The sequence below is a fragment of the Dyadobacter sp. CY261 genome, assembly GCF_021440085.1.
Taxonomy (GTDB): Bacteria; Bacteroidota; Bacteroidia; order Cytophagales; family Spirosomataceae; genus Dyadobacter.
Window position 1 is genome coordinate 811,967 of the sequence record NZ_JAKCPW010000001.1, and the last position, 20,604, is coordinate 832,570.

17 protein-coding genes are annotated in these 20,604 nt (G+C 50.7%); 14 read left to right on the top strand and 3 right to left on the bottom strand.

Annotated features, from left to right (window positions below; translation table 11 throughout):
- Nucleotides 1-10: 10 nt before the first annotated feature.
- Together LZD49_RS03350 and LZD49_RS03355 are read right to left on the bottom strand one after the other, a co-directional pair.
- Nucleotides 11-1,942: a hypothetical protein gene (locus tag LZD49_RS03350; RefSeq protein WP_234665901.1), complete on the bottom strand. Its 1,932-nt coding sequence runs from the start codon at nt 1,940-1,942 to the stop codon at nt 11-13.
- A 33-nt stretch (nt 1,943-1,975) separates the two neighbouring features.
- Complete coding sequence (locus LZD49_RS03355) at nt 1,976-2,365, bottom strand: DUF4440 domain-containing protein (RefSeq protein WP_234665902.1); 390 nt, start codon at nt 2,363-2,365, stop codon at nt 1,976-1,978.
- A gap of 143 nt (nt 2,366-2,508) precedes the next feature.
- Between LZD49_RS03355 and LZD49_RS03360 the strand changes: the two genes are divergently transcribed.
- The 13 genes from LZD49_RS03360 to LZD49_RS03420 all read left to right on the top strand — a co-directional run bounded on the left by LZD49_RS03360 (nt 2,509) and on the right by LZD49_RS03420 (nt 19,686).
- Complete coding sequence (locus LZD49_RS03360) at nt 2,509-2,682, top strand: hypothetical protein (RefSeq protein ID WP_234665903.1); 174 nt, start codon at nt 2,509-2,511, stop codon at nt 2,680-2,682.
- Between the two features lie 195 nt (nt 2,683-2,877).
- The gene (locus LZD49_RS03365) at nt 2,878-3,525 is read left to right on the top strand and encodes a response regulator transcription factor (protein WP_234665904.1); all 648 of its coding nucleotides are present in this window, start codon (nt 2,878-2,880) and stop codon (nt 3,523-3,525) included.
- Between the two features lie 120 nt (nt 3,526-3,645).
- Nucleotides 3,646-4,410, top strand: a complete 765-nt coding sequence (locus tag LZD49_RS03370) for a hypothetical protein (protein ID WP_234665905.1) — start codon at nt 3,646-3,648, stop codon at nt 4,408-4,410.
- 646 nt (nt 4,411-5,056) lie between these two features.
- Complete coding sequence (locus tag LZD49_RS03375) at nt 5,057-5,890, top strand: sensor histidine kinase (RefSeq protein ID WP_234665906.1); 834 nt, start codon at nt 5,057-5,059, stop codon at nt 5,888-5,890.
- Between the two features lie 18 nt (nt 5,891-5,908).
- On the top strand, nt 5,909-6,991 hold the full coding sequence (locus tag LZD49_RS03380) for an AraC family transcriptional regulator (RefSeq protein WP_234665907.1): 1,083 nt from the start codon (nt 5,909-5,911) through the stop codon (nt 6,989-6,991).
- 143 nt (nt 6,992-7,134) lie between these two features.
- Complete coding sequence (locus LZD49_RS03385; protein WP_234665908.1) at nt 7,135-8,280, top strand: DUF4932 domain-containing protein; 1,146 nt, start codon at nt 7,135-7,137, stop codon at nt 8,278-8,280.
- A gap of 136 nt (nt 8,281-8,416) precedes the next feature.
- A complete protein-coding gene (locus LZD49_RS03390; protein ID WP_234665909.1) occupies nt 8,417-11,647 on the top strand; it encodes a TonB-dependent receptor in 3,231 nt (1,076 codons plus the stop codon).
- A gap of 30 nt (nt 11,648-11,677) precedes the next feature.
- The gene (locus tag LZD49_RS03395; protein WP_234665910.1) at nt 11,678-13,156 is read left to right on the top strand and encodes a RagB/SusD family nutrient uptake outer membrane protein; all 1,479 of its coding nucleotides are present in this window, start codon (nt 11,678-11,680) and stop codon (nt 13,154-13,156) included.
- 20 nt (nt 13,157-13,176) lie between these two features.
- The gene (locus tag LZD49_RS03400; RefSeq protein ID WP_234665911.1) at nt 13,177-14,607 is read left to right on the top strand and encodes a hypothetical protein; all 1,431 of its coding nucleotides are present in this window, start codon (nt 13,177-13,179) and stop codon (nt 14,605-14,607) included.
- Nucleotides 14,608-14,631: 24 nt separating this feature from the next.
- The gene (locus LZD49_RS03405) at nt 14,632-15,297 is read left to right on the top strand and encodes a fibrobacter succinogenes major paralogous domain-containing protein (protein ID WP_234665912.1); all 666 of its coding nucleotides are present in this window, start codon (nt 14,632-14,634) and stop codon (nt 15,295-15,297) included.
- 20 nt (nt 15,298-15,317) lie between these two features.
- Nucleotides 15,318-16,763, top strand: coding sequence for a hypothetical protein (locus tag LZD49_RS03410; protein WP_234665913.1), 1,446 nt, complete (start codon nt 15,318-15,320; stop codon nt 16,761-16,763).
- A gap of 120 nt (nt 16,764-16,883) precedes the next feature.
- Nucleotides 16,884-18,152 carry an MFS transporter gene (locus LZD49_RS03415; protein WP_234665914.1) on the top strand — a complete coding sequence of 423 codons (1,269 nt, stop codon included), beginning with the start codon at nt 16,884-16,886 and terminating at the stop codon, nt 18,150-18,152.
- A gap of 40 nt (nt 18,153-18,192) precedes the next feature.
- Nucleotides 18,193-19,686, top strand: coding sequence for a hypothetical protein (locus tag LZD49_RS03420; protein ID WP_234665915.1), 1,494 nt, complete (start codon nt 18,193-18,195; stop codon nt 19,684-19,686).
- Nucleotides 19,687-19,843: 157 nt separating this feature from the next.
- Here the strand turns inward: LZD49_RS03420 and LZD49_RS35770 are convergent, their stop codons facing one another.
- A complete protein-coding gene (locus LZD49_RS35770) occupies nt 19,844-20,131 on the bottom strand; it encodes a hypothetical protein (protein ID WP_234665916.1) in 288 nt (95 codons plus the stop codon).
- Between LZD49_RS35770 and LZD49_RS03430 the strand changes: the two genes are divergently transcribed.
- A complete protein-coding gene (locus LZD49_RS03430) occupies nt 20,117-20,575 on the top strand; it encodes a hypothetical protein (RefSeq protein WP_234665917.1) in 459 nt (152 codons plus the stop codon). The two genes, LZD49_RS35770 and LZD49_RS03430, sit on opposite strands and share 15 nt — an antisense overlap.
- Nucleotides 20,576-20,604: the final 29 nt, after the last annotated feature.

Below are 20,604 nucleotides of genomic sequence, written 5' to 3' on the forward strand. Positions count from 1 at the left end.
TAACCGTAAATCACAGATTTTCAAACAAATTCTCGGTGGCCCGAAATCCCGGAAACGACCCGTTCTTCGCCTTCACGGCTTCGCGGTATTTCACCTGCTTGTCGGTAAGCTCGGTGCCCGGCTCTACCGGGTTAGCGGAGGTAACCTCCCGCGCCTGGGTTTTCAAGATGGTCCTTTGGGCGATTTGCGGATTGTTAAGCCAGTTCAGTATCGTTTGGCGTTTGGTCTTCGACAGGTCGCGCGTCACGGGCATATGCATGGTGTCATTGATATCCCGCGAGAATGCAAAAATCAGGATGTTCTTTTTCTCAGCCAGCGCTTCCGGATCGGCGAGGTTCACGACATATCTGCTCATGATGGGGTACAAATTGCTGTATTGGATCATTATATCCGAAATATCATCCCAAACCGGATCGGTTATCTCCTGGAAATAATCACGCAGGTGAACCACCACGCTTTCCGTTCCAAAGGCTGCGTCGACGGTACTAGTCTGATAAGTCAGCGAATAAATTTGCCCATCGATATAAACCCGCGGACTATCAATGGCATTACCAGTCAGCCGCATTTGTGCTTTCCCGTCGTTTCCTGTCTTGATCTGCCCGTTGAAAGTGAGGCCATTGACCGGGAAATTGTTTCCATATACTTCCGAAATCGGATTCTTTGGGCCGACCGGCGTATCGGGAGTGGGAGGGTCGAGGGTAACGGATATGGCAGTGTTGGGCAGCGGTTTCCCCCATTGATAAGCATAATAATCGATGTCCACCGATTGCCCGTCGTCCAGGCGTTGTACAAAATTGTCGGCCCGTGTCACCAACCCGTCGATAGCCTCGCGTGCGATGATGGCATATTGTCCCGGTTTCGTTGTTGATGGGGTGATTAATAGGAGTTGACTGTTGCTGAGGGCGGTCATCGTGTCGTCGGGCAAATTGCTGAACGAAACAATGCCCGCAGTCTTGTTAAGCCAGCCCGGATCGGACTGATAGTTCAATGCCCCGATTTCAATCAGATCATTTGGAGCGATATAAGAAACGGGAGTTTGAGCTGTCGCCACGCCGGTCTGCGGGACTTTGCTCACTGCAAGGCGCAGATCTTGCTTGTAATGGATAGTCCCGATTGAATCCGACACCGGAAAGCTTGCGCCAAAATCGACGCTCACGCGCCTGTTATCCTGTTCTACCAAAAAGTTGGAAACGCCGAAATACGTTCCCGGAATGTTGGGCGTATAATTGATGCCGTACAGGCGACGGGTAGCTGCAAACGTCGTCGGCTCACCTTCAAAATAAGGCCCGATCGAACCCATGATCCTGCCAAGCGAAAACCGGCCGTCGTTGTGCGCGTAATAGTATCCGAATGGGTTCATGTTAATAGTCAGCGTGTTGTTCTGAGTCGTTGCCCGCAACGTTTTCAGGAAAGTCGATTTTTCAGCCAGGTCGCCCCATACCACATCCGTGATCACCGACGTCCAGGTCGCGCCCAGCGGTTGGCCATTGCTTTTCCCGCCGTCGAGCTGGCGCATTTGTATGTCACGGAAACTGGTTGTGGCCACATTGCCTTTGAATAGCAGGTCGCCGTTGCCATTACAGATACGCAACTGAACGCACCACAGGGCAGAGTACGTCTGGGCATCGGGATCGAGGTCGACCATCTTACCGGTCGGTCTTCCCTCGGCACCCTGAATGGCCTGTCCGATGATGATGTCGTTGGCAGGGTCGCTCTGCGTGGTGCCGTCCGGAAGAAAGATCTGTGTGACGGAACAATTCTGAAAATCGAAAACGGCACCGCCTTCCGGGTTCCACCAGCCATTGTTAGTGCCTTTGCCGGGTTCCTGGAAGTTGGGTTTGAAAGTGGTGTTGTTGTAATGGGCCGGGTCGTTGTTCACCGTGCTGACGTCGGACAGGAAATCGCCGGTAAAGACGAGTCTGGGAGCATGTAAATAAGACATAAATGCTTGAAGTTATTGTGAGGATAAGATTTCTTAGGCGGCTGTATTCCAGATGATGAAATGTTGCAGCCATACTTCATTGTACTTCTTGTAAATCCACAGCATTCTGCCCGTCTCCGACGCCTTTTCGCCCGTCGTCTTGTTGGTGGTGTTCTGATGGTAAATAGCCCATTCGTAGGCCAGGTCGTCTCTGATCTCGATTTCCTGGGATTCGTAGGAGATCTGGATGATGAAGGTATCGAACCAGGAGCGCAGGAATTCGACGCCGCCTGCTTTGGTGGTAATAACCGGTGAACCGGGAGCGATGACCGTGATGTCATCGGCGAGGATCGCGGCCATCATATCCAGGTTACCGGTGTTCTCCGCTTCCTGGACAATGAGCCGTAGCTTTTCGATCAGCTCTTTGTCGTTTGTTGGGTCCATGGTGATAAAGGTTGTTTGACGGAGGAAGTAACCGAACCCTTATCTTTACTTACTTATTTGCGTTGCCTGTCGAATTAGTTATTAAGTGGTAACGATTTTACCCTCACGCCGCAGGAACAGGTCGGGCACGTTTAGCAGAAATCATGAATGAAAGTGGTTCAGCGCCGGTGACCACGCTGAGAATTACAACAGTTCTGGATGTGCCCGACCAGGGCTGTGGCGATGGTACAACCGCTATTCCCGCCGCGAAGCTGGGTGCGTATGGTCCTGGGCGGATATTTTTTGCATTACGTTTACTAACAACCGGACATATTTGATGCGCCTGCAATTGATTCCGGTTAATTTTATATCATGCACTCTGCCTTTATATAATCTTTGTTCTTTGTGTGCAAATAAAACATTATCATGGGGATTGCCCGTAAACTTTTTCGTAGTAAAAAATAAACCTGAAAGACTTTTTTAGGAGCCAATTCAAAATTGGACCTGCGTAACCCTTTTAAAATCATCATGTAATGAAATCAACTATTGCGATCGTTGACGACCATACATTAATGGCCACAGCATTATCCGGCCTTGTGCGGCAGTACCAGGACTACGAAGTGCTTTACGATGTTCAGAGCGGTAGGGATTTGATGCATCGTTTGCGACAAAACATGATTCCGGAAATTATTCTTCTGGATGTTAATATGCCAGAAATGACAGGCTTTGAAGTGGCCTTGTGGTTGAAGGATAATCATCCCGGTATCAGAGTAATCGCTTTGTCAATGAATGACAAGGAAGAGGCTATCGTGAAAATGTTGAGAAACGGTGCCTGTGGTTATCTTTTAAAAGGTTGCAAAGCCCACGAGCTCAAAACCGCGCTCGATATGGTAGTAAGTAAGGGATTTTATTACAGCGAATTCATGACGAGCCAGCTGATCAGGAGTTTAAGTATGCCGGTCACAGAGGATGTCGCCACCAGATTGGGACTGACACAACGCGAAAAAGATTTTATTCAGCTCGCCTGCGGTGATCTGACCTATATCGAAATCGCTGATAAGTTATGCGTCAGTCCACGCACGGTGGATGGTTACCGGGAGGCTGTTTTTCAGAAGATGGAGGTGAAAAGCAGAACGGGGATGGTCATTGCGGCTATCAGGCTAAAGATCATCAGTATATGAGGTATTGCCACAATGCTTCACGGGTGTTTTTACGGTACATCAAACGGGAGAATGCTCATAGTTTGAAAAGACATCGCAGTATAGTTTTGTCCCAGTAAGCCACTTAAACTTTTATCAATTATGCCATTTTTAGTTACTTCCTCCATCGAGAAAGCTGGTAACGTGGTAGTGCCGTCGGCACTGCTCCGGTCGCCCGACCTCCAATATTTAGTCCAAGCCGCGGCGGATCCGGCTGTGGCGGTTGCATTGGCGCCTGGCCCGGGCATTAAATGGGAAGATGTTCAGCGATATCGCAAGAACTTCGAAGACCGGGTTGCGGATGTCTTTAAGACTAATGGGCTCGATCACTCTGGCGATCTGCGACCGATCGAACTTGATCCGGACGTTTTGGATACATTGGTTGACAGTGCAACTGACGGTCATTACCTGGTTGCCCATTATTATTGCGATGGGCCCCCACTTTACGAGAACCTGAATGTTGCATTGTGTATCAAAAGAAGAAGGGCCGGCAGTGAGCCGGATGATGATATAATCAACAGCCATGTGATAGATACGCATGGCAACCCTCTCGCCAATTTTCCGAAAAAAATAGAAAACTATAAAAACAGGCGCGATGAAATAATTAATAGTGGTAAAACCCATGCATTTGATTTTGATAAAGAAGGTCGGGGGCATCTTATCAATACAGATCTGCGGTTTGTAATCACTCTTTTGAAACAGTCAAGAGATAAACTATACCTGTATTTTATCCTGGATAACCAGGCGCCTGGTGAGAATTCCACATTAAGCGTGGTGCTTGCCGACCAGCTACTCGACTTTTCAAATCCGAATCCGGTTGATGTTATCGTATACGATCACGGTACCCAATGCTGTCCACTGAAATAGTATTTACTGTACAAAAATTGTATTTGTTTTTTCTATTCGTTTGCCTTGTGATCGGTCTCTATTCATATAGACATCTGTCGCAAGGCTTGCGTTATATAGTATTTCTGGTTGGAGTAAGTCTGATTGCAGAGAGTATCGGACTCTATATGTTATATCAGAGGACAGACAATAAAATTGTTTTTGTCGTATATCAGATATTTGAATACATATTACTGTCAGCTTATTTTATGTCCATTATTTCGAATGGGCTCGTAAAAAAAGTCATTATAATCAGTTGCGTATTCATCACATCTCTTAATTTGATACTTGAATATTTGTTCCTTGTTTTTAAGCTATTGTTTCCTATTTATAAGTATGATTTAGCGCCAACTAACAATCGCATGTTCTTATTGGCAGCTTTGATGTTGATAGCATGGAGTAGCACCTATCTTTTACAGTTATTCCGAGACATTTCTAATGACAGTGTAGGACACAATGCGCACTTCTGGATCTGCGCAGGAATTGTCTTTTTTTATGCCGGAGTATTCTTTCACATGGGGCTTATCCAGTTGATCGCGGAAAATAATAAGCCAGCGGCTAGGGTGCTGACAATTTTAATGATTCTCCTAAATTGCATGCTATATGGACTGATGACTTTCGGACTAACATGCAACCTGAGAAAACGGAAATTATTGTAGTTGCTGTGGCCGGAACAGTTCTGGTACTGCTGCTTATCGGTTTTCTGTCGGGGTTGTTCTTTATTTTTCAACGACGCATCCTTCATCATAATCAGGAAAAAGCCGCTTTGCATGCAAAGTATGCTCAGGAAATTCTTCAAACGCAGCTCGAAATCCAGAATGCGACCCTGCAACAGATATCCCAGGAACTTCATGATAACATTGGCCAACTGCTTTCGGTGGCTAGGATTAATCTGAATATATTGGAAAACTTCCAGAATCTGGGAGAAGCAGAGCCCTACATTGTTCAGACCAATGAACTTGTCGCGCAACTGATCCAGGATGTAAGGGCACTTACCCGAAGCTTCGATGGGGACTTTGTGAAGACTTTCGGGCTCGTCGAAAATATCACACATGAACTGGCACGCGTAGGCAAAACCAAAAGATTTTTAACGGAATTCGACGTTACAGGCCATTCGGGCACACTGAGATATGAAGACGAGCTGGTTGTCTTCAGAATTTTTCAGGAAGTGTTGAACAATTGCATAAAACACTCCCGGGCATCAAAAATTCAGGTAGTTGCTGCGTATGCGTCTGATATTTTTGAGCTCAGTGTTTCCGATGACGGGCAGGGATTCGATATCAATAGGGTCGGGACGTCCTTTGGGCAATCGGGTGCGGGTTTGCGGAATATCAGGCGACGTGCCGAACTGATCGGAGGGGAGCTGGTAGTTCAGTCGTCCTTCGGATCAGGAACAAATGTGCACCTGACCGTTCCCAACCGCGTTGGTTCGGAGATGACTGATTTAAGTAAAAAGAGCTAAAAATCCGCTTCGATTATAATGGACAACTGGAAAGCGATTGTGTATCTTCTGGCTTTCGGGCAAGGGTTTATTCTCAGCCTTTCGCTGATGGTGAGAGGCGGCCGTCGTGAGAGCTTATTCCTGGGCCTGATCCTGCTGGTACTTTGTCAGGAACTGCTGAATGCCTGGGGTATGCAGGTACATTACCACAGTCGGCCGGATGCTATCCCTTTCTGGAATGCGCAGAGCTATCTGCTGCTTCCGCTTTCGCTATGGTTTTTTGTCAGGTTTACCACAGAGCCGGGTTATGTTTTTAAATGGAAATACAGTCTGTTCTTCTTGCCGATCCCGGTGGAGGTGGCTGTGCGCTGTGTCTGGCAAGCGTATCGGCATATCTCCCACGAGCCGATCCCTTCCTTGCTTGATAATCCGGTATGGTTCTTTTTGACAGAAATATTACCGATAATAGGCATGGTGGGTGTATTGGGCATGTATGGGTATAAGTTACACGGCTTTCATTTGCTTTGGAAAAGGCATCGCGTGAGCTTTGATATCCGGGCTTGCTTTCGGCTTTACGGGCTGTTTTCGTTCCTCGTTTTACTGACAATCCTCTGGATAGCAGGCGTCATATTCGCATGGCCGGTTTTTTCGGGTATCGAGGTGCTGCTCACAATATGTCTGTTTGGGTTGGGCTACATCGGATATATCGATCCCGAGTTTTTTACGTTGCCCGCATTGCCCAGGGAAAAGCCAATAGAGAAACCCGATTTTGCGCGTTACGACGATGATGCCGAGTGGCAGCGGTTGCAGGATGTTTTCGCGAAAGAACAACTGTATATTCAGTCAGGACTGACGCTGGATGATGTGACGACCCGGTTGCAGTTACCGCCACGGTACATTTCATATCTGATCAATACCTATTCGGATACCAATTTCAATGGCTTCGTAAATGGCTTCAGAGTGGAGGAAGTCATACGAAAACTGGCTGATCCTCAGGAGCAGCACAAAACCATCCTCGCGCTTGCATTCGAAGCGGGGTTCAGCTCCAAATCTACTTTTAACCAGGTGTTCAGACAGCACAAGGGTAAGTCGCCGTCGCAGTTTATACTGGTGCATAAATAGCGGCTTTCCGGGGCAAGCGAGGATGAAAAGCAAAAATGCAAGTCCGGAAACATGATTCTGGACGTCCGGAAATGTGTTCCGGGGCGATCGGTATGCCTGCGGCGGCTTGTTTTGCTGCATAACCATTCAATGCATTTCAAGTTATGCTTAAACCGATCTTGTTTCTGTTAGCCATGTTATGGGCGCCCTGCGCATTTTGTAAAACTCCCAAAGACCAGGAAGGGCGTGGCCCCGGCCGTCCTTTCAATGTAAAAATCAATACCAATGTAGAGCTCCTTGGCTTCATCTATTTCGTGGGCTACGAGGGCGCTCAATCTGAAACTGCTTCTTATTCCGAGAAGGACCGCAAGCGCTATGCGTATGGGATCGACCTTTACCATCGGTACAAATCCTTTGAGGGTAGCAAGCATCTCGCGGTTGCAGTCGGTTTCGCCCAGGATATCTGGCTCGACTATTTTATCAATCTGCTGGTACAGCTGGAAGACGTTCCAAATGCAAAATTGCGGGATCAGATCGACCCGGCCTATTACCTTCGTTTTTCGCCCAAAGGCGAAGTAGTGGAGGCAAAAAGGAATGCTTCCGCATTTATCGCAGCCATGAATGGGCTTTATAACGAGGTCGATTTTGGTTCTTATCTGAGTCAAAGTAAGGATCTCTATGCAAATGCAATACATCAGGTCACGGCAGGGCTACCCGACGACCGTTTCCTGCCTGCCATGGAAGCATTTTACCAGCAGCATTTTGATAGTTATAATCTGGTACCCAGCCTCACGATCCCAGCCGGCATGGGTTTTGGCGCAAAGCACACCTCGCTCGGGCAGACACACGCCTATCATATTTTCGGCACATTCGGCATTCAGCAATGGACCGATACTGCCCGACTCGACATGGGATTTGCCGATCAAAAGCATCTATTGGAACTAAGCACGCACGAATTCGGGCATTCTTTTGCCAATCCCTGCGTGGACCGCCTGCCCAAAGAATTGATGCACGAAACGCAGCCGCTCTACGAACCTGTCAGGGAGGAGATGACGCGCCAGGCTTATACCAGTTGGAAAAGTTGTCTGTATGAGCATTTCGTAAGAGCAGGGGAAGTGATTATCGCGCGTAACCTGGGGCATGATGAGGACGCCGAACGGATCCGCGAATACTATATTTCTGGTCGTAAGTTCATTTATCTGGACATTTTGATTGACGAACTCAGTAAGTACAACTTGTCGGGAAAAGGGAGCTATCAACAGGCCGTTAAGGAGGCTATGCTGCGCTTGCGGGAGCGCATAAAGCCCTGAGGAGCATGTTTATTGACTGCGATACAGCGGCTTGAAAAATAATATCACAAAAGCAAACAAAAGTAGCGGAACCCGGATTTGCTAGAAGGTAATTTTGTCAGATACTCATGTTGCAAAACCTTCTAAGCTAATAATTATGCAAAAGAAAATTTTATTAAATCTTTCTATTTGTAAGTGCGCTCTTTGGTTGCTGTTACTGGTGTGTCTGGGACAGACAGATGCTTTTGCCCAGCAATCCAGGAAAATCTCCGGAAAAGTGACGGACGAGAAAAACGAGCCGCTGCCGGGGGTGAATGTACAGCTGAAAGGCACTACCACAGGTTCCAGTACGGATGTCGACGGAAGTTACTCGATCAATGTCGGCGGCGAGGACACCCGGCTGATCTTCTCTTTTATCGGGTACAAAAGCCAGGAAGTGACGATCGGGAATGGCTCGGTGGTGGACGTGAAACTGGTGGCCGATATTTCGGTTTTGAACGAAGTAGTGGTGGTGGGTTACGGTACGCAATCGCGGGAGACGGTGACGACTTCGATTGCGAAACTCGACACGCGTGTAATGCAGAACGTTACCTATGCCAACCCGGCGTCGGCATTGCAGGGGACAATTCCAGGCCTGCGCGTGCAGAGCACATCCGGGCAGCCCGGCGACCGCCCGCGTGTGATCCTTCGCGGGGGAACGTCGATCAACAACCCGAATGGCTCCTCGCCGTTATATGTCGTCGACGGCGTGATCCGGAGCGATATGGACCATATTAACCCGGCGGATATCGAGTCGGTGCAGGTTTTGAAGGATGCGGCTTCTACGTCCATTTACGGTGCCAGGGCCTCCAATGGAGTTATTATTGTGGAGACCAAATCGGGCAAATCGGGTCGGATGCAGGTTTCCTACAACTATAACCTCACTACCTCCAAAGTAGCAAAGTTGTATGAACTGGCTGACGCAAAGGATTTTATCAAATTCATGCGTCTGGGTATCGCGGCCAGTGGGGTGAAAGCGCCCAGTACGCTGGCATTTCTGACGCAGGCCAATGCAGGCGGTACAGGTAACGATCTCACCAACAAGACCGCCTTCACAACCATGTACCTCAATGGCGATAACGAGCACCTGCTCGACCTTCCTGCCGACCAATGGGGTGCCAGATGGGAAACCACTCCCGACCCGCTCGATCCGGGTAAGACGTTGATTTTCAAAGGCACCGATTTTCAGAAAACGATTTTCAGAAGGGCTTATACGCACGATCACAATCTCTCGGTATCCGGCGGTTCCGAAAAAGTCCGGTACAGCATGGGCCTGGGTTACCTGAATGCACAGGGTATATCCATTAATACAGATTATCAACGTGTAACGCTGAATATGAACGGCGATATGCAGGTGACCAAGAACCTGAATTTTTTCAGCCGGATTAATTATGCGAATGTCGAGGATAATCAGGTGCCGGATGTGGGCATTGTTTTCAAAAACAATATCAACACCGCACAAACTTCGAAATATCAGTTTGAGGACGGCTCGCTCGCTCCGGGAAGGCTTTTTACAAATGGTAACCCGGCCTATTACATTAGTCGCTACGACGCCAAGCGCCGCCGCGACAATTATATGTTTGTGGTGGGAGGGAAATGGGAGATCGTGCCGGGGCTGACGTTCCGCCCGCAGGTGTCGCTCATTAATAACAACTTTGCGCGCCGGAGCTTCCTGAAATCTTACCTGGATGGTCCGTTGGTGCTCAACCAGAACCGAGAGGCGACATTTGGTGAAACCAATCTCGTGCAGCGGCAGGCCGATGCGGTTTTCAACTATGTTAAATCGATCGGTAACCAGCATCATTTCGAAGGGACAATAGGTTATTCCTATTTCAAGACCCTGAACCGCGACGTGACGGCCGTGGGACGCAATTCCGCCACCGACATTATCCCTACCCTGAATGCTTCGGCTACACCCTGGAGTGTGACAGGCTCAGAATCGGAGCAGTTGTTGTACGGCTATTTCGGACGGATCAACTATAATTTTGATCAGAAATACCTTTTGAGCATCAACGCGCGCTACGACGGCGCTTCCAACCTCGGTGCGGAATACAAATGGGGCTTTTTCCCCGGCGTGTCGCTGGGCTGGAACCTGCACCGCGAGAATTTCTGGAAGGGCATGCCAGCGGCGGTCAATAGCCTGAAACTACGTGGAAGTTATGGGGTGAATGGAAATATCAGCGGCCTTGGTAATTACCAGGCGCAGGGCGCTTACGATGTCGGTAGCCGGTATTTTGGAGATGCGGCGATCTACAACTCGGCCCTCGCCAACCCGGCGTTGCAGTGGGAACGCTCCAAAACGCTCAACTTCGGATTTGACCTCGGCTTGCTCAACAACCGTATTTCCGGCGTCTTTGACATTTACCGCCGTGTGACGGACAACCTGCTCACCGATCTCGCACTACCCCGTACGACCGGCTTTACCAGCATTCTCACCAATCTGGGGAGTTTGGAAAACAAAGGCTTGGAGTTTGAACTGAATGCTTCGATCCTTTCCGCGCAATCAGAATTTCAGTGGACGGCATCGTTGAATGCGAGTTATGTCAAAATTAAAATCCTGGAACTGCCCGACAATGGCATCGAAAACAACCGCATCGGTGGGGTGAATATATGGGATCCCGAAACCGGCGCATATGCATGGAAAGGCGGCTTGCAGGAAAAGGGCCAGATAGGAGATATGTTTGCCTACAAACAACTGGGCATTTACGCCACGGATGAGGCCGCAGCCGCTGGTCCGAAAGACATGCTTGTGGTGGGCACCGACAAAACCAAGCACGGTGGCGACGTGAACTGGCTCGATTCGGACGGCAACGGCATCATCGACGACAAGGACCGCATTTACATGGGTAATCCTTATCCGACCTGGACAGGTGGTTTTACCAATCGATTGAATTACAAAGGTTTCGGGTTGACGATCCGGATGGATTACACTACCGGCCATATGATCTACAACGAAACCAAAGCACGCGTGCTCGGCAACTTCTCCGGCCAGAATGCCATTTCAAAGGCTGTCACGCGTTCGTGGCAGAAACAGGGCGATGTTACCGACATTCCGCGCTATTACTGGGCGGACCAGAACCAGCAGTCGAACCTGTACCGCGGGAACTCGCATTACTACGAAAAGGGCGATTTCCTTTGTCTGCGCGAGATTTCGCTCGGCTATAATTTCCCGCAATCGCCCCTAAGTAAAGCGAAAATCGCTGCGTTGCGGGTCCACGTAACGGCCAATAACTTGAAATACTTCACCAAATTCACCGGGCTCAACCCCGAGGAGGGCGGTACCGACAATGGCCGTTACCCGAACCCGCGCAATTTCATTTTCGGTGTGCAGATCACCCCGGCATTTTAAGAAAAACCAACCTTCAAACCGGCATTCTATATGAAACCCATCACGCGAAAACTGATAGGCACCCTGATGGCCATAGCCATGTTTTCGGCCTGTACGGACGATCTGACCCTGAAACCGATCAGCCAGATCACCAATACTTCTTTCTGGACATCGCCCGAAGAGGCGCGCGGCGCGCTCAACGGTATGTATGTACGTATGCGGACGCAGGCGGCGACCAATTTCTTCATCTGGGGCGAGGCCCGGAGCGAAATCTGGGTGCAAAACTTCGGTTTCGATCCATCTATCAACTTTTACCCATTCACCAATGCCCTGAGCCGTGTGAACCCCGGTCCCGACTGGACGGCCATGTACTCGGTGGTGCACGACGCGAACCTCATACTCAAATACGTGCCGACGATCGCCTTTACCGCCGAAGCCGAAAAGAACGAAATTCTGGCTCAGGCTTATGCCATGCGCGCATTCACCTATTTTATGATGACCAAAACCTGGGGTGACCTCATTCTGATCGATCAGCCGACAGAAGGCTTCGACCCAGCGACCATCTACAAGGAGCGCAGTCCGCAAACAGAAGTGTTTGCCATGATTAAAAAGGACATTGAAAGTGCATTAGCGCTTTTCCCGACCAACACCATCCCGACCGGCCGGGTAAGATGGTCTAAGCCCGCACTGAATGCATTCAAAGCAGATGTGTTTCTATGGACAGCCAAAAAGCTCAATGGCGGTGCTGCCGATTTCAATACTGCATTGACTGCCATTGCGGAAGTGGAGAAAAGTGATGTCCAATTGCTGAGTGATTTCAGTCAGGTTTTTGCTTTTGGAAATAAGGGAAACAAAGAGGTGATCCTCGCCGTGCGTTTCGCAGAGGGCGAATCTACCGGACGCTCGGTATTCGGAGGGGTAACCGCGCTGGCAGCACCGACGGCACCTTTTACGCCCCAAAGCGTGATTGACAAGCTTTTGCCGTATTCGGGCAAGGATGGCTACTGGCAAATGTCGCGGGAGGTAACGAAGCAGTTCAATGACGATGATATCCGCAAGAATGCGACGTTCATTGAGGTGAATCAAACCAAAGATGGTGTGACCAGTTTCCTGTACAACATCGACCAGAAATGGCCCGGCCTCATTACCGGCGGCGTGCGCGTGATGTATGACGACCTGATCCTTTACCGCTACGCCGATGTAATCCTCATGAAAGCCGAAGCGCAGAATGGGCTCGGACAAGACCCGTCGGAGGCTATGAATTTGATCCGCAAACGTGCTTATGGTACCAAATTCGCCGCACACACCTTTGTAAACGGCACTAAGGCGGCCAATGACGAGGCCATTTTGCAAGAGCGGTTATTTGAACTGACGCAGGAAGGGAAGCGCTGGTGGGATTTGGTACGATTTGGAAAAGCATTGGAAAAAGTGCCTTTGCTGAAAGGCAAGACCGAAAACGATTTGCTATTCCCGCTGGGTGAGACGATATTAAGTCTTGAACCTTTGGTTAAACAAAATCCGGGTTATTGATGCTGAAAAATAGCTGTAAAATGATCGCCTGTATGGCCGCAGCAGCGCTAATAAGCGGCTTCGACGGCCCGGGCGACAAGCCAACCATTGCCCTGGGCGACCGACGGGAGATCTTCGCCGACCAATTTCTGATCCGCGAAATGAAAGGCGCGCGCCTCGTGATGCACCCGCCAAGAGACGAAGGCGCCGTCATGCATTTCGACCAGCCCTGGGAAAGCAATGCGCCTGCTTACATCACGATTCTCCATGACGGTGATATTTACCGCGCCTATTACCGCGGGGGCCACCAGCGAGCCGAAGGCAAAAAGGAAGACAACACCTGCTACGCCGAATCAAAGGATGGTATCCATTGGGAAAAGCCTAAGCTAGGCCTCATAGAGGCTAACAACTCCAAAGAAAACAACATCATCCTGGAAGAGGCCCCCTTAACCCACAATTTCAGCCCCTTCATAGACAAAAACCCGCAGGCGAAGCCTAACGAAAGGCTAAAAGCCTTCGGAGGCACCAACAAAAGCGGTCTGGTGCCGTTCGCTTCAGCGGATGGAAAGCATTGGAGAAAGATGCAGGAAAAAAGTGTAATTAATGATGGGCTGCTGGATTCTCAGAATGTGTCCTTCTGGTCTGAAAGCGAGCAGCTGTATGTTTGCTACTTCCGGTCCTGGACGGGCGGGAACGATCGGGGTTACCGCTCGGTGAGCCGCTCCACTTCCCCGGATTTTATCCATTGGTCCAAACCCGTCGAAATGACTTACGGCAGCCGGCCTTATGAGCACATTTACACGCAGCAAACGAGCCCGTATTTTCGTGCGCCGCATATTTATGTGGCTATCGGCTCGCGGTTTGTGCCGCACCGCCAGATTGCCACGCTCGATCAGTTGAATGAATTGAAAGTCGATCCGGGCCAGCACAAGGGCCTTTCGGAACCTTTCATCATGACCTCGCGCGGTGGTAATGTGTACGACCGTACGTTCATGGAGGCATTTATCCGCCCGGCTATGGGGCTCAACCATTGGTCGGCACGGACAAACTATCCTTCGCTGAACATTGTGCCGGTGGGCAATAGTGAAATGTCGCTGTATGTCAACCAGGATTATGCGCAACCAACCGGTCATTTGCGGCGGTATTCGATGCGCGTCGATGGTTTCAGCAGTATTAATGCACCCTATAAAGGAGGGTCGGTGAGAACAAAGACATTTACGTTCACCGGCAAAGCACTGGAAATCAATTATTCCACGTCGGCCATCGGGGAAATACGCATAGCATTGACGGACGAAAATGGCGAAGACCTGCCAGGCTACTCACTTCTTGATTCGGAGGAACTGGTCGGCAATGAAATAGCCCGCACCGTTACCTGGAATGGACGTACCGACCTTTCCGCAATGGCGGGGAAGCCGGTGCAGCTGCACATTTACCTCAAAGACGCCGATTTGTATTCCATTCGGTTTAAGTAATGGATGTATTTAATTGATTTTGACATGAATAGATTTCTTCAAATAGGTTTCATGCTCACGTTGCCCTTACTTGTCGCGGCGGTTGGAAAGCTTGAAATGCAATACAGACCTGCATCGGTAAAGATTGGGAGTCAGGAATGGTCGGCCGAAAATCTGGACGTGACTAAATTCCGGAACGGTGAGTCCGTCATGGAAGCGAATACTGCCGGAGCGTGGGAAAAAGCTTGTATAGAAGGCAAACCTGCCTGGTGCTATTATGGGCAGGATGCTGTGAAAGCGAAGGGTTTAGGTAAATTATACAACTTCTGGGCTGTCGTCGACAAGCGCAAGCTCGCACCCGAGGGCTGGCACGTGCCCACCGATGCTGAATGGCAGAAGCTGGCCGATGAACTCGGTGGTTCGGACCTTGCGGGCAAGACTCTAAAAGCAACCAAAGGCTGGAAAAATAATGGCAATGGCGATAATCAAGCCCGGTTTTCGGCGCTTCCAGGTGGCTACCGCAGCCACGAAGGTCCGGCTTATTATGGCGGGCCATTCTTCGAAGCGGGCGCGGCCGGTTACTGGTGGAGCACCACGCGTTACCTGGTTGACAACAGCTACTGCCGTATGCTTTCTTTTAGAAATAACCGGTTGGAAAAGAAGAGTTTTGTCATGACCTCCGGCCTTTCGGTGCGGCTGGTGAAGGATTGATTTGTATTAAACAGACCCTTATGAGACGTAAGCCGCAATTAATCGTATTCGTCATTGGTTTCATGATCCATTCCCTCAGCCAGGCGCAACAGCCATTGGAACTGGGCGATCGAAGGGAGGTTTTTGTCGACCATTACCTGATCGACCGCTTGCAGAACGTAAACCTGCAACTCCATCATCCGCATAACGAAGGACCCGTCCTCCAATTCGATAAACCATGGGAAGGTAATTTCAGCGGGTATTGCACCATTATCCGGGACAGCGACTTGCTGAGGGCTTATTACCGCGGTGTCCGGAATGCCGGTACCGATGGTAATGATACCGAAGTAACCTGCTATGCGGAGTCGAAAGACGGGACACATTGGACGAAGCCCGATTTGGGCATTAACACCGTCGACGGTTCTAAAAACAACAATACGATTCTGGCGCACGAGCCGCCGGTGACGCATAATTTCAGCCCGTTTCTGGACAAGAACCCGAAAGTGAAACCCGTCGAACGCTTCAAGGCACTGGGCGGCACGAAAAAGAGCGGGTTAATGGCCTATGCATCGTCGGATGGTATTCATTGGAAGAAAATGGCCGCCGAGAGCGTCTTCACAAAAGGCTTGTTCGACTCACAGAATGTATCGTTCTGGTCGGAAAGCGAAGGGAAATATGTCTGCTATTTCCGCACCTGGACAGGCGACGGTTTCAATGGATACCGGTCGGTAAGCCGCACAACTTCGGATGATTTCATCCATTGGTCGGAGCCGGTACCGATGACTTTCGGGGATACGCCGATGGAACATTTGTACACCCAGCAAACCAGCCCATATTACCGTGCGCCGCACATTTACCTTGCGATCGGCGCCCGTTTTATGCCAAACCGGCAAGTCGTGTCCGATGACGATGCCAAACGTTTGAATGTCAATCCGAAATATTACAACGACTGCTCCGATGCCATACTGATGTCGAGTCGCGGCGGGAGCGTTTACGACCGTACTTTTATGGATTCGTTTATCCGGCCGGGGATAGGGCTGGCCAACTGGGTTTCGCGCTCCAATTACCCGGCATTAAATGTGGTGCAGACGAGCGATACTGAAATGTCGGTCTTCGTGAACGAGGAGTATGCGCAGTCTACGGCGCATTTGAAACGCTATTCAATGCGGATCGACGGATTTGCTTCGCTCACAGCACCTTACAAGGGCGGTGAGATGATAACCAAGCCATTTACATTCACGGGTAAGGAATTGGAAATCAACTATTCCACCTCCGCGGCGGGCGAGTTGAAAGTCGAATTGCAGGATGCAACGGGCAAGGCGATTCCGGGTTTTACGCTGGGCGAATGCCCCGCTATTATCGGCAACGAAATCCGCCGCATGGTAACGTGGAAAGGCGGTAGCGATGTGTCGAAATGGGCGTCGAAACCCGTCCGGTTACGGATCACGATCAAAGACGGAGATCTGTATTCGCTGAAATTCAATTGATTTAGTTTTATCTTTATTCTGAAAGATTGTATTAGTTAATCCCAAGAAAGTAGAGGATCGGGTGTCTGGCAAAATATAATTTTGTAAAAGCCTCATTTTACTAAACCCATCAATGACTGCATGCTAGCAAATGCGACTGATCCTAAACCCAAACTTTTTTCCTACGCCTGGCTGGTTGTAATGATGCTATGCGTAGTCGGCGGGCTCAACTACCTCGACCGCATGATGATCACCACCATGCGGTCGTCCATTATCGAAGCCATTCCGATGAGTGAGGCGCAGTTTGGGCTGCTGACGTCGATATTTCTATGGATCTACGGTCTGCTGAGCCCGATCGCCGGTTACCTGGCCGACCGTTTCAATCGGAGCCGCGTTATTATCGGAAGCCTTTTCGTGTGGTCGATAGTGACCTGGCTTACCTCCCAGGCGACGACTTTCGAAGAGCTGCTCATCACCCGGGCATTAATGGGCATCAGCGAAGCTTGTTACATTCCTGCTGCATTGGCGTTGATCGTCGACTATCACCGCGGCCCGACACGCTCCAAGGCTGTGGGTATTCATATGGCTGGTGTGTATATTGGTCAGAGTCTGGGCTTTATCGGGGGCTGGCTGGCCGAGAGCCGCACCTGGAATTTCGCGTTCGTTGTTTTTGGCATGATCGGCGTTGTGTATGCACTCGTTCTCTCATTTTCGCTCAGGGATGCGCCTGCACAGCCACGCGAGGCAGATAATCGGGAGGTAATCGGTTTTGGCGATGCGATCAGAAATCTGTTCCGTCAGCCGGCCTATCTGATGGCGCTGGCCGCCTGGGGACTTTTGGGGGTGGTGAGTTGGATGATCAACGGCTGGCTGCCAACCTACTATAAGGAGCATTTCAATCTGAGCCAGACACAGGCAGGCGTTTATGCGACAACTTACTTTTTTATACCGATGCTCCTCGGAGTGCTTTCCGGAGGCGCCATGGCAGACCTTTGGAATAAAACCAACAAACGCGCCCGCATTTTGCTGCCTGCGTTGGGCCTCGTGATCGCCACACCGGCCATTTTTGTGGCCAGCAACACCGATGTCTTGTGGGTAGCTGTGGCGGCGTTCATGATCTTCGCGTTTGCCCGTCCCTTTCTCGACGCCAACATGATGCCGATCCTCTGCATGGTCGCCGACCAGCGTTACCTGGCTACGGGTTACGGTATCCTGAATTTGTTCAGTTGCATGGTCGGTGGGATCGGTATTTACGCGGGGGGCGCACTGCGCGATGCGAACGTGGACCTGAATGCGATGTTCCAGGTGGCGGCTGTCACGATGCTTTTCTGCGCCTGGCTACTCTACCGAATCAGACCTAAAACCGAAGCGGAGCCGGTGAGTACACTGGAATCCGCTGATCAGCCATAGATGCCTTAATTTTTCCTGAACCTCTCTTATTCATTTTGTTATGAAGAAAATTTGCATGGCTATTTTCTCCGTGATAGTGAGCGCCTCCGTGCAGGCAAATGCAGCAGATGAGCTGAAAGCCGCGGGCCAGACTTTCGCAATTATGCCCAAAGCAGGCACACCGGCGGGGCATACCAAAACCGGTAACAAGATCGAAGTCGTACACGGGGATTTGAAAACAACGGTTATCCTGCTGGAAGAAGGTAATAACAGGCTTTGCTTTCTTACTTCGGCATTAAGTGTTGAAGCCGGGCCGTTGCGTAATGCCTGTGTTAATATTCTTTCCCAGACTCTGAAAATCGCTCCTGAGGCAGTGGTGACGTCGTCGTCCCACAACCATACCATACCCTGGTTGCATGTAGATAGCACCAAAATCCCCGAAGCGGGCAGTCCGCAAGTGCTCAATTGGGAACTGGGGCAGGATTTTATGAAAAAACTGCGGAAAGCTGCGGCGCAAATCGCCGGAAGCATGGAGCCGGTGACCGTGGAATGGGGCGTTGCCGAAGAAAATCGCATTACCTACAATCGCCGCGGCCGCAGGCTGAATGGTAAAACCTATTTCATGCGTGAGGAAGACCGGATGCTGGTTGGAGAAGGTTACCGCGGTCTGATCGACCCCGAAGCGATGGTGGTAGTTTTTAAAAGCAAGACCGACAAGCCGGTCGCTGCATTTTCTTTCTTTACGGGTCATCCCGTGGCGGCTTACAATCCTGAGAAAATGATGAGCTACGGCCAGTTCCCGCAGGTTGCTTCCGACAAATTGTCCCAGTATCTCGGTGGCTCGCCGGTGGCCTTTGTACAGGGCTGCGGCGGGGATATCAATGCCAAACATATGCTTACGGGTACCTTCGAGCAAGCTAAGGTGCTTGGCGAACAGCTCGGTGAGACCTTTATCATCGCTGCGAAATCGCTCCGTAAGTCCAAACGCATCGGGCTGGAATGGAGCCGTGAGCCCGTCGGGGTTCCATTGGCACCGCTTCCGGGTCAGGCGAGTCTGCAAAAGGACCTGGATTCCATCGATGACTTTGTAAAAAGAGGGGATGCCGGGGATGAAAATACGTACGAATGCGTGGGCATGAACTTCCCGAAAGCCCTCACACCGCCTTACCGGGCCCGGCTCGTGCAATCGGTGCGGCCCTGGTATGTGTGGGCGCTCGACCAGCATCAGACCAACAACCTCAGAAACGTGCCCACCGAGCTGCCGATCAGCATCGTGGTGGCCCGTTTCGGCGACGTTGGTTTTGTGGGACTGCCGTATGAGCCTTTTGTGAAAACGGGCCTCAAAATCAAGCAGGAAGCTGCGTTGCCCTGCGTGCTCACCGGCGGTTACACCGACGGCGCCTACGGCTATATCCCCGACGCCACCGCCTGCGACGACCGTGAATACCAAGCCGGCTACTTCCGCTACCGGGGTAACGTACCGCCCTATAAAGCGCCAGGCGGCGACGCCTGCTCGGTGGTCGCGATTAATAAATTGGCCCAATTTGCAAAGTGAATGCTGGCAACGAGACCGATAACGTTGGACGCAACATCACATCACGGATCCCTTTTGTTGGCTGAAGCCAACGGGAATAGATCAAAATTTCCCCGCGATTTTAACCAGGCGGACGGCAAAACGTAACCAACCCCAGCTCCGCCAGGAGCGGTCATCCTTAACCCCGGGTTTCAACCCTGGGCACCCCAAAAACGGTACAGATATGCACAACGCTCCCGAAATGAGAAACTGCCAGCTTGGCCCCGACGCCGAGATCGAGCCAAACGTGATGCTGGGCTACCAGTACCCGGGCTGGCGCAAGCCTTTGGTACTGGGCAACCGCGCGCGCATCCACACCGGCACGGTCATCTATGCCGACACCGTCATCGGCGATCGTTTCACCTGCGGGCATAATGTGCTCGTACGCGCAGAATGCGAGATCGGCGACCGTGTGGTGATTCTCCACGGCACGACGCTCGAAGGGCGGTTGACAATCGGTAAGGGCGTCAAGATTATGGCCCACGTGTACCTCCCCAGCCGTACTGTGATCGGTAGCATGGTCTTCATCGGTCCGGGTGTCACCTTCCTGAATGCCATGCTGCCCATGCGAGAAGCTGGTGTTGCCGGCGTAACCATCGGCAACCATGTCGTGATCGGCGGCGGTGTAACGATCGGGCCGGGAGTGACGATCAGCGATAATGTGTTTGTCGGCGCAGGAGCGGTGGTCATGCAGGATATTCCGGCTAATTCGCTTGCTTATGGCGTCCCTGCGCAGTTTCGCCCGCTTCCCGAAAAGTTTGAAAAAGGAAACGATCCGAAACAGATTTTCGAGGGGCTGGATCTTTGGGATAACCGGCCGGGCGACGGCTCGTGGAAGGCGGAGTACTACGGAGATGACGTTCTGTTATAAGCATTTATTTGAAATTCAATAGATTACAA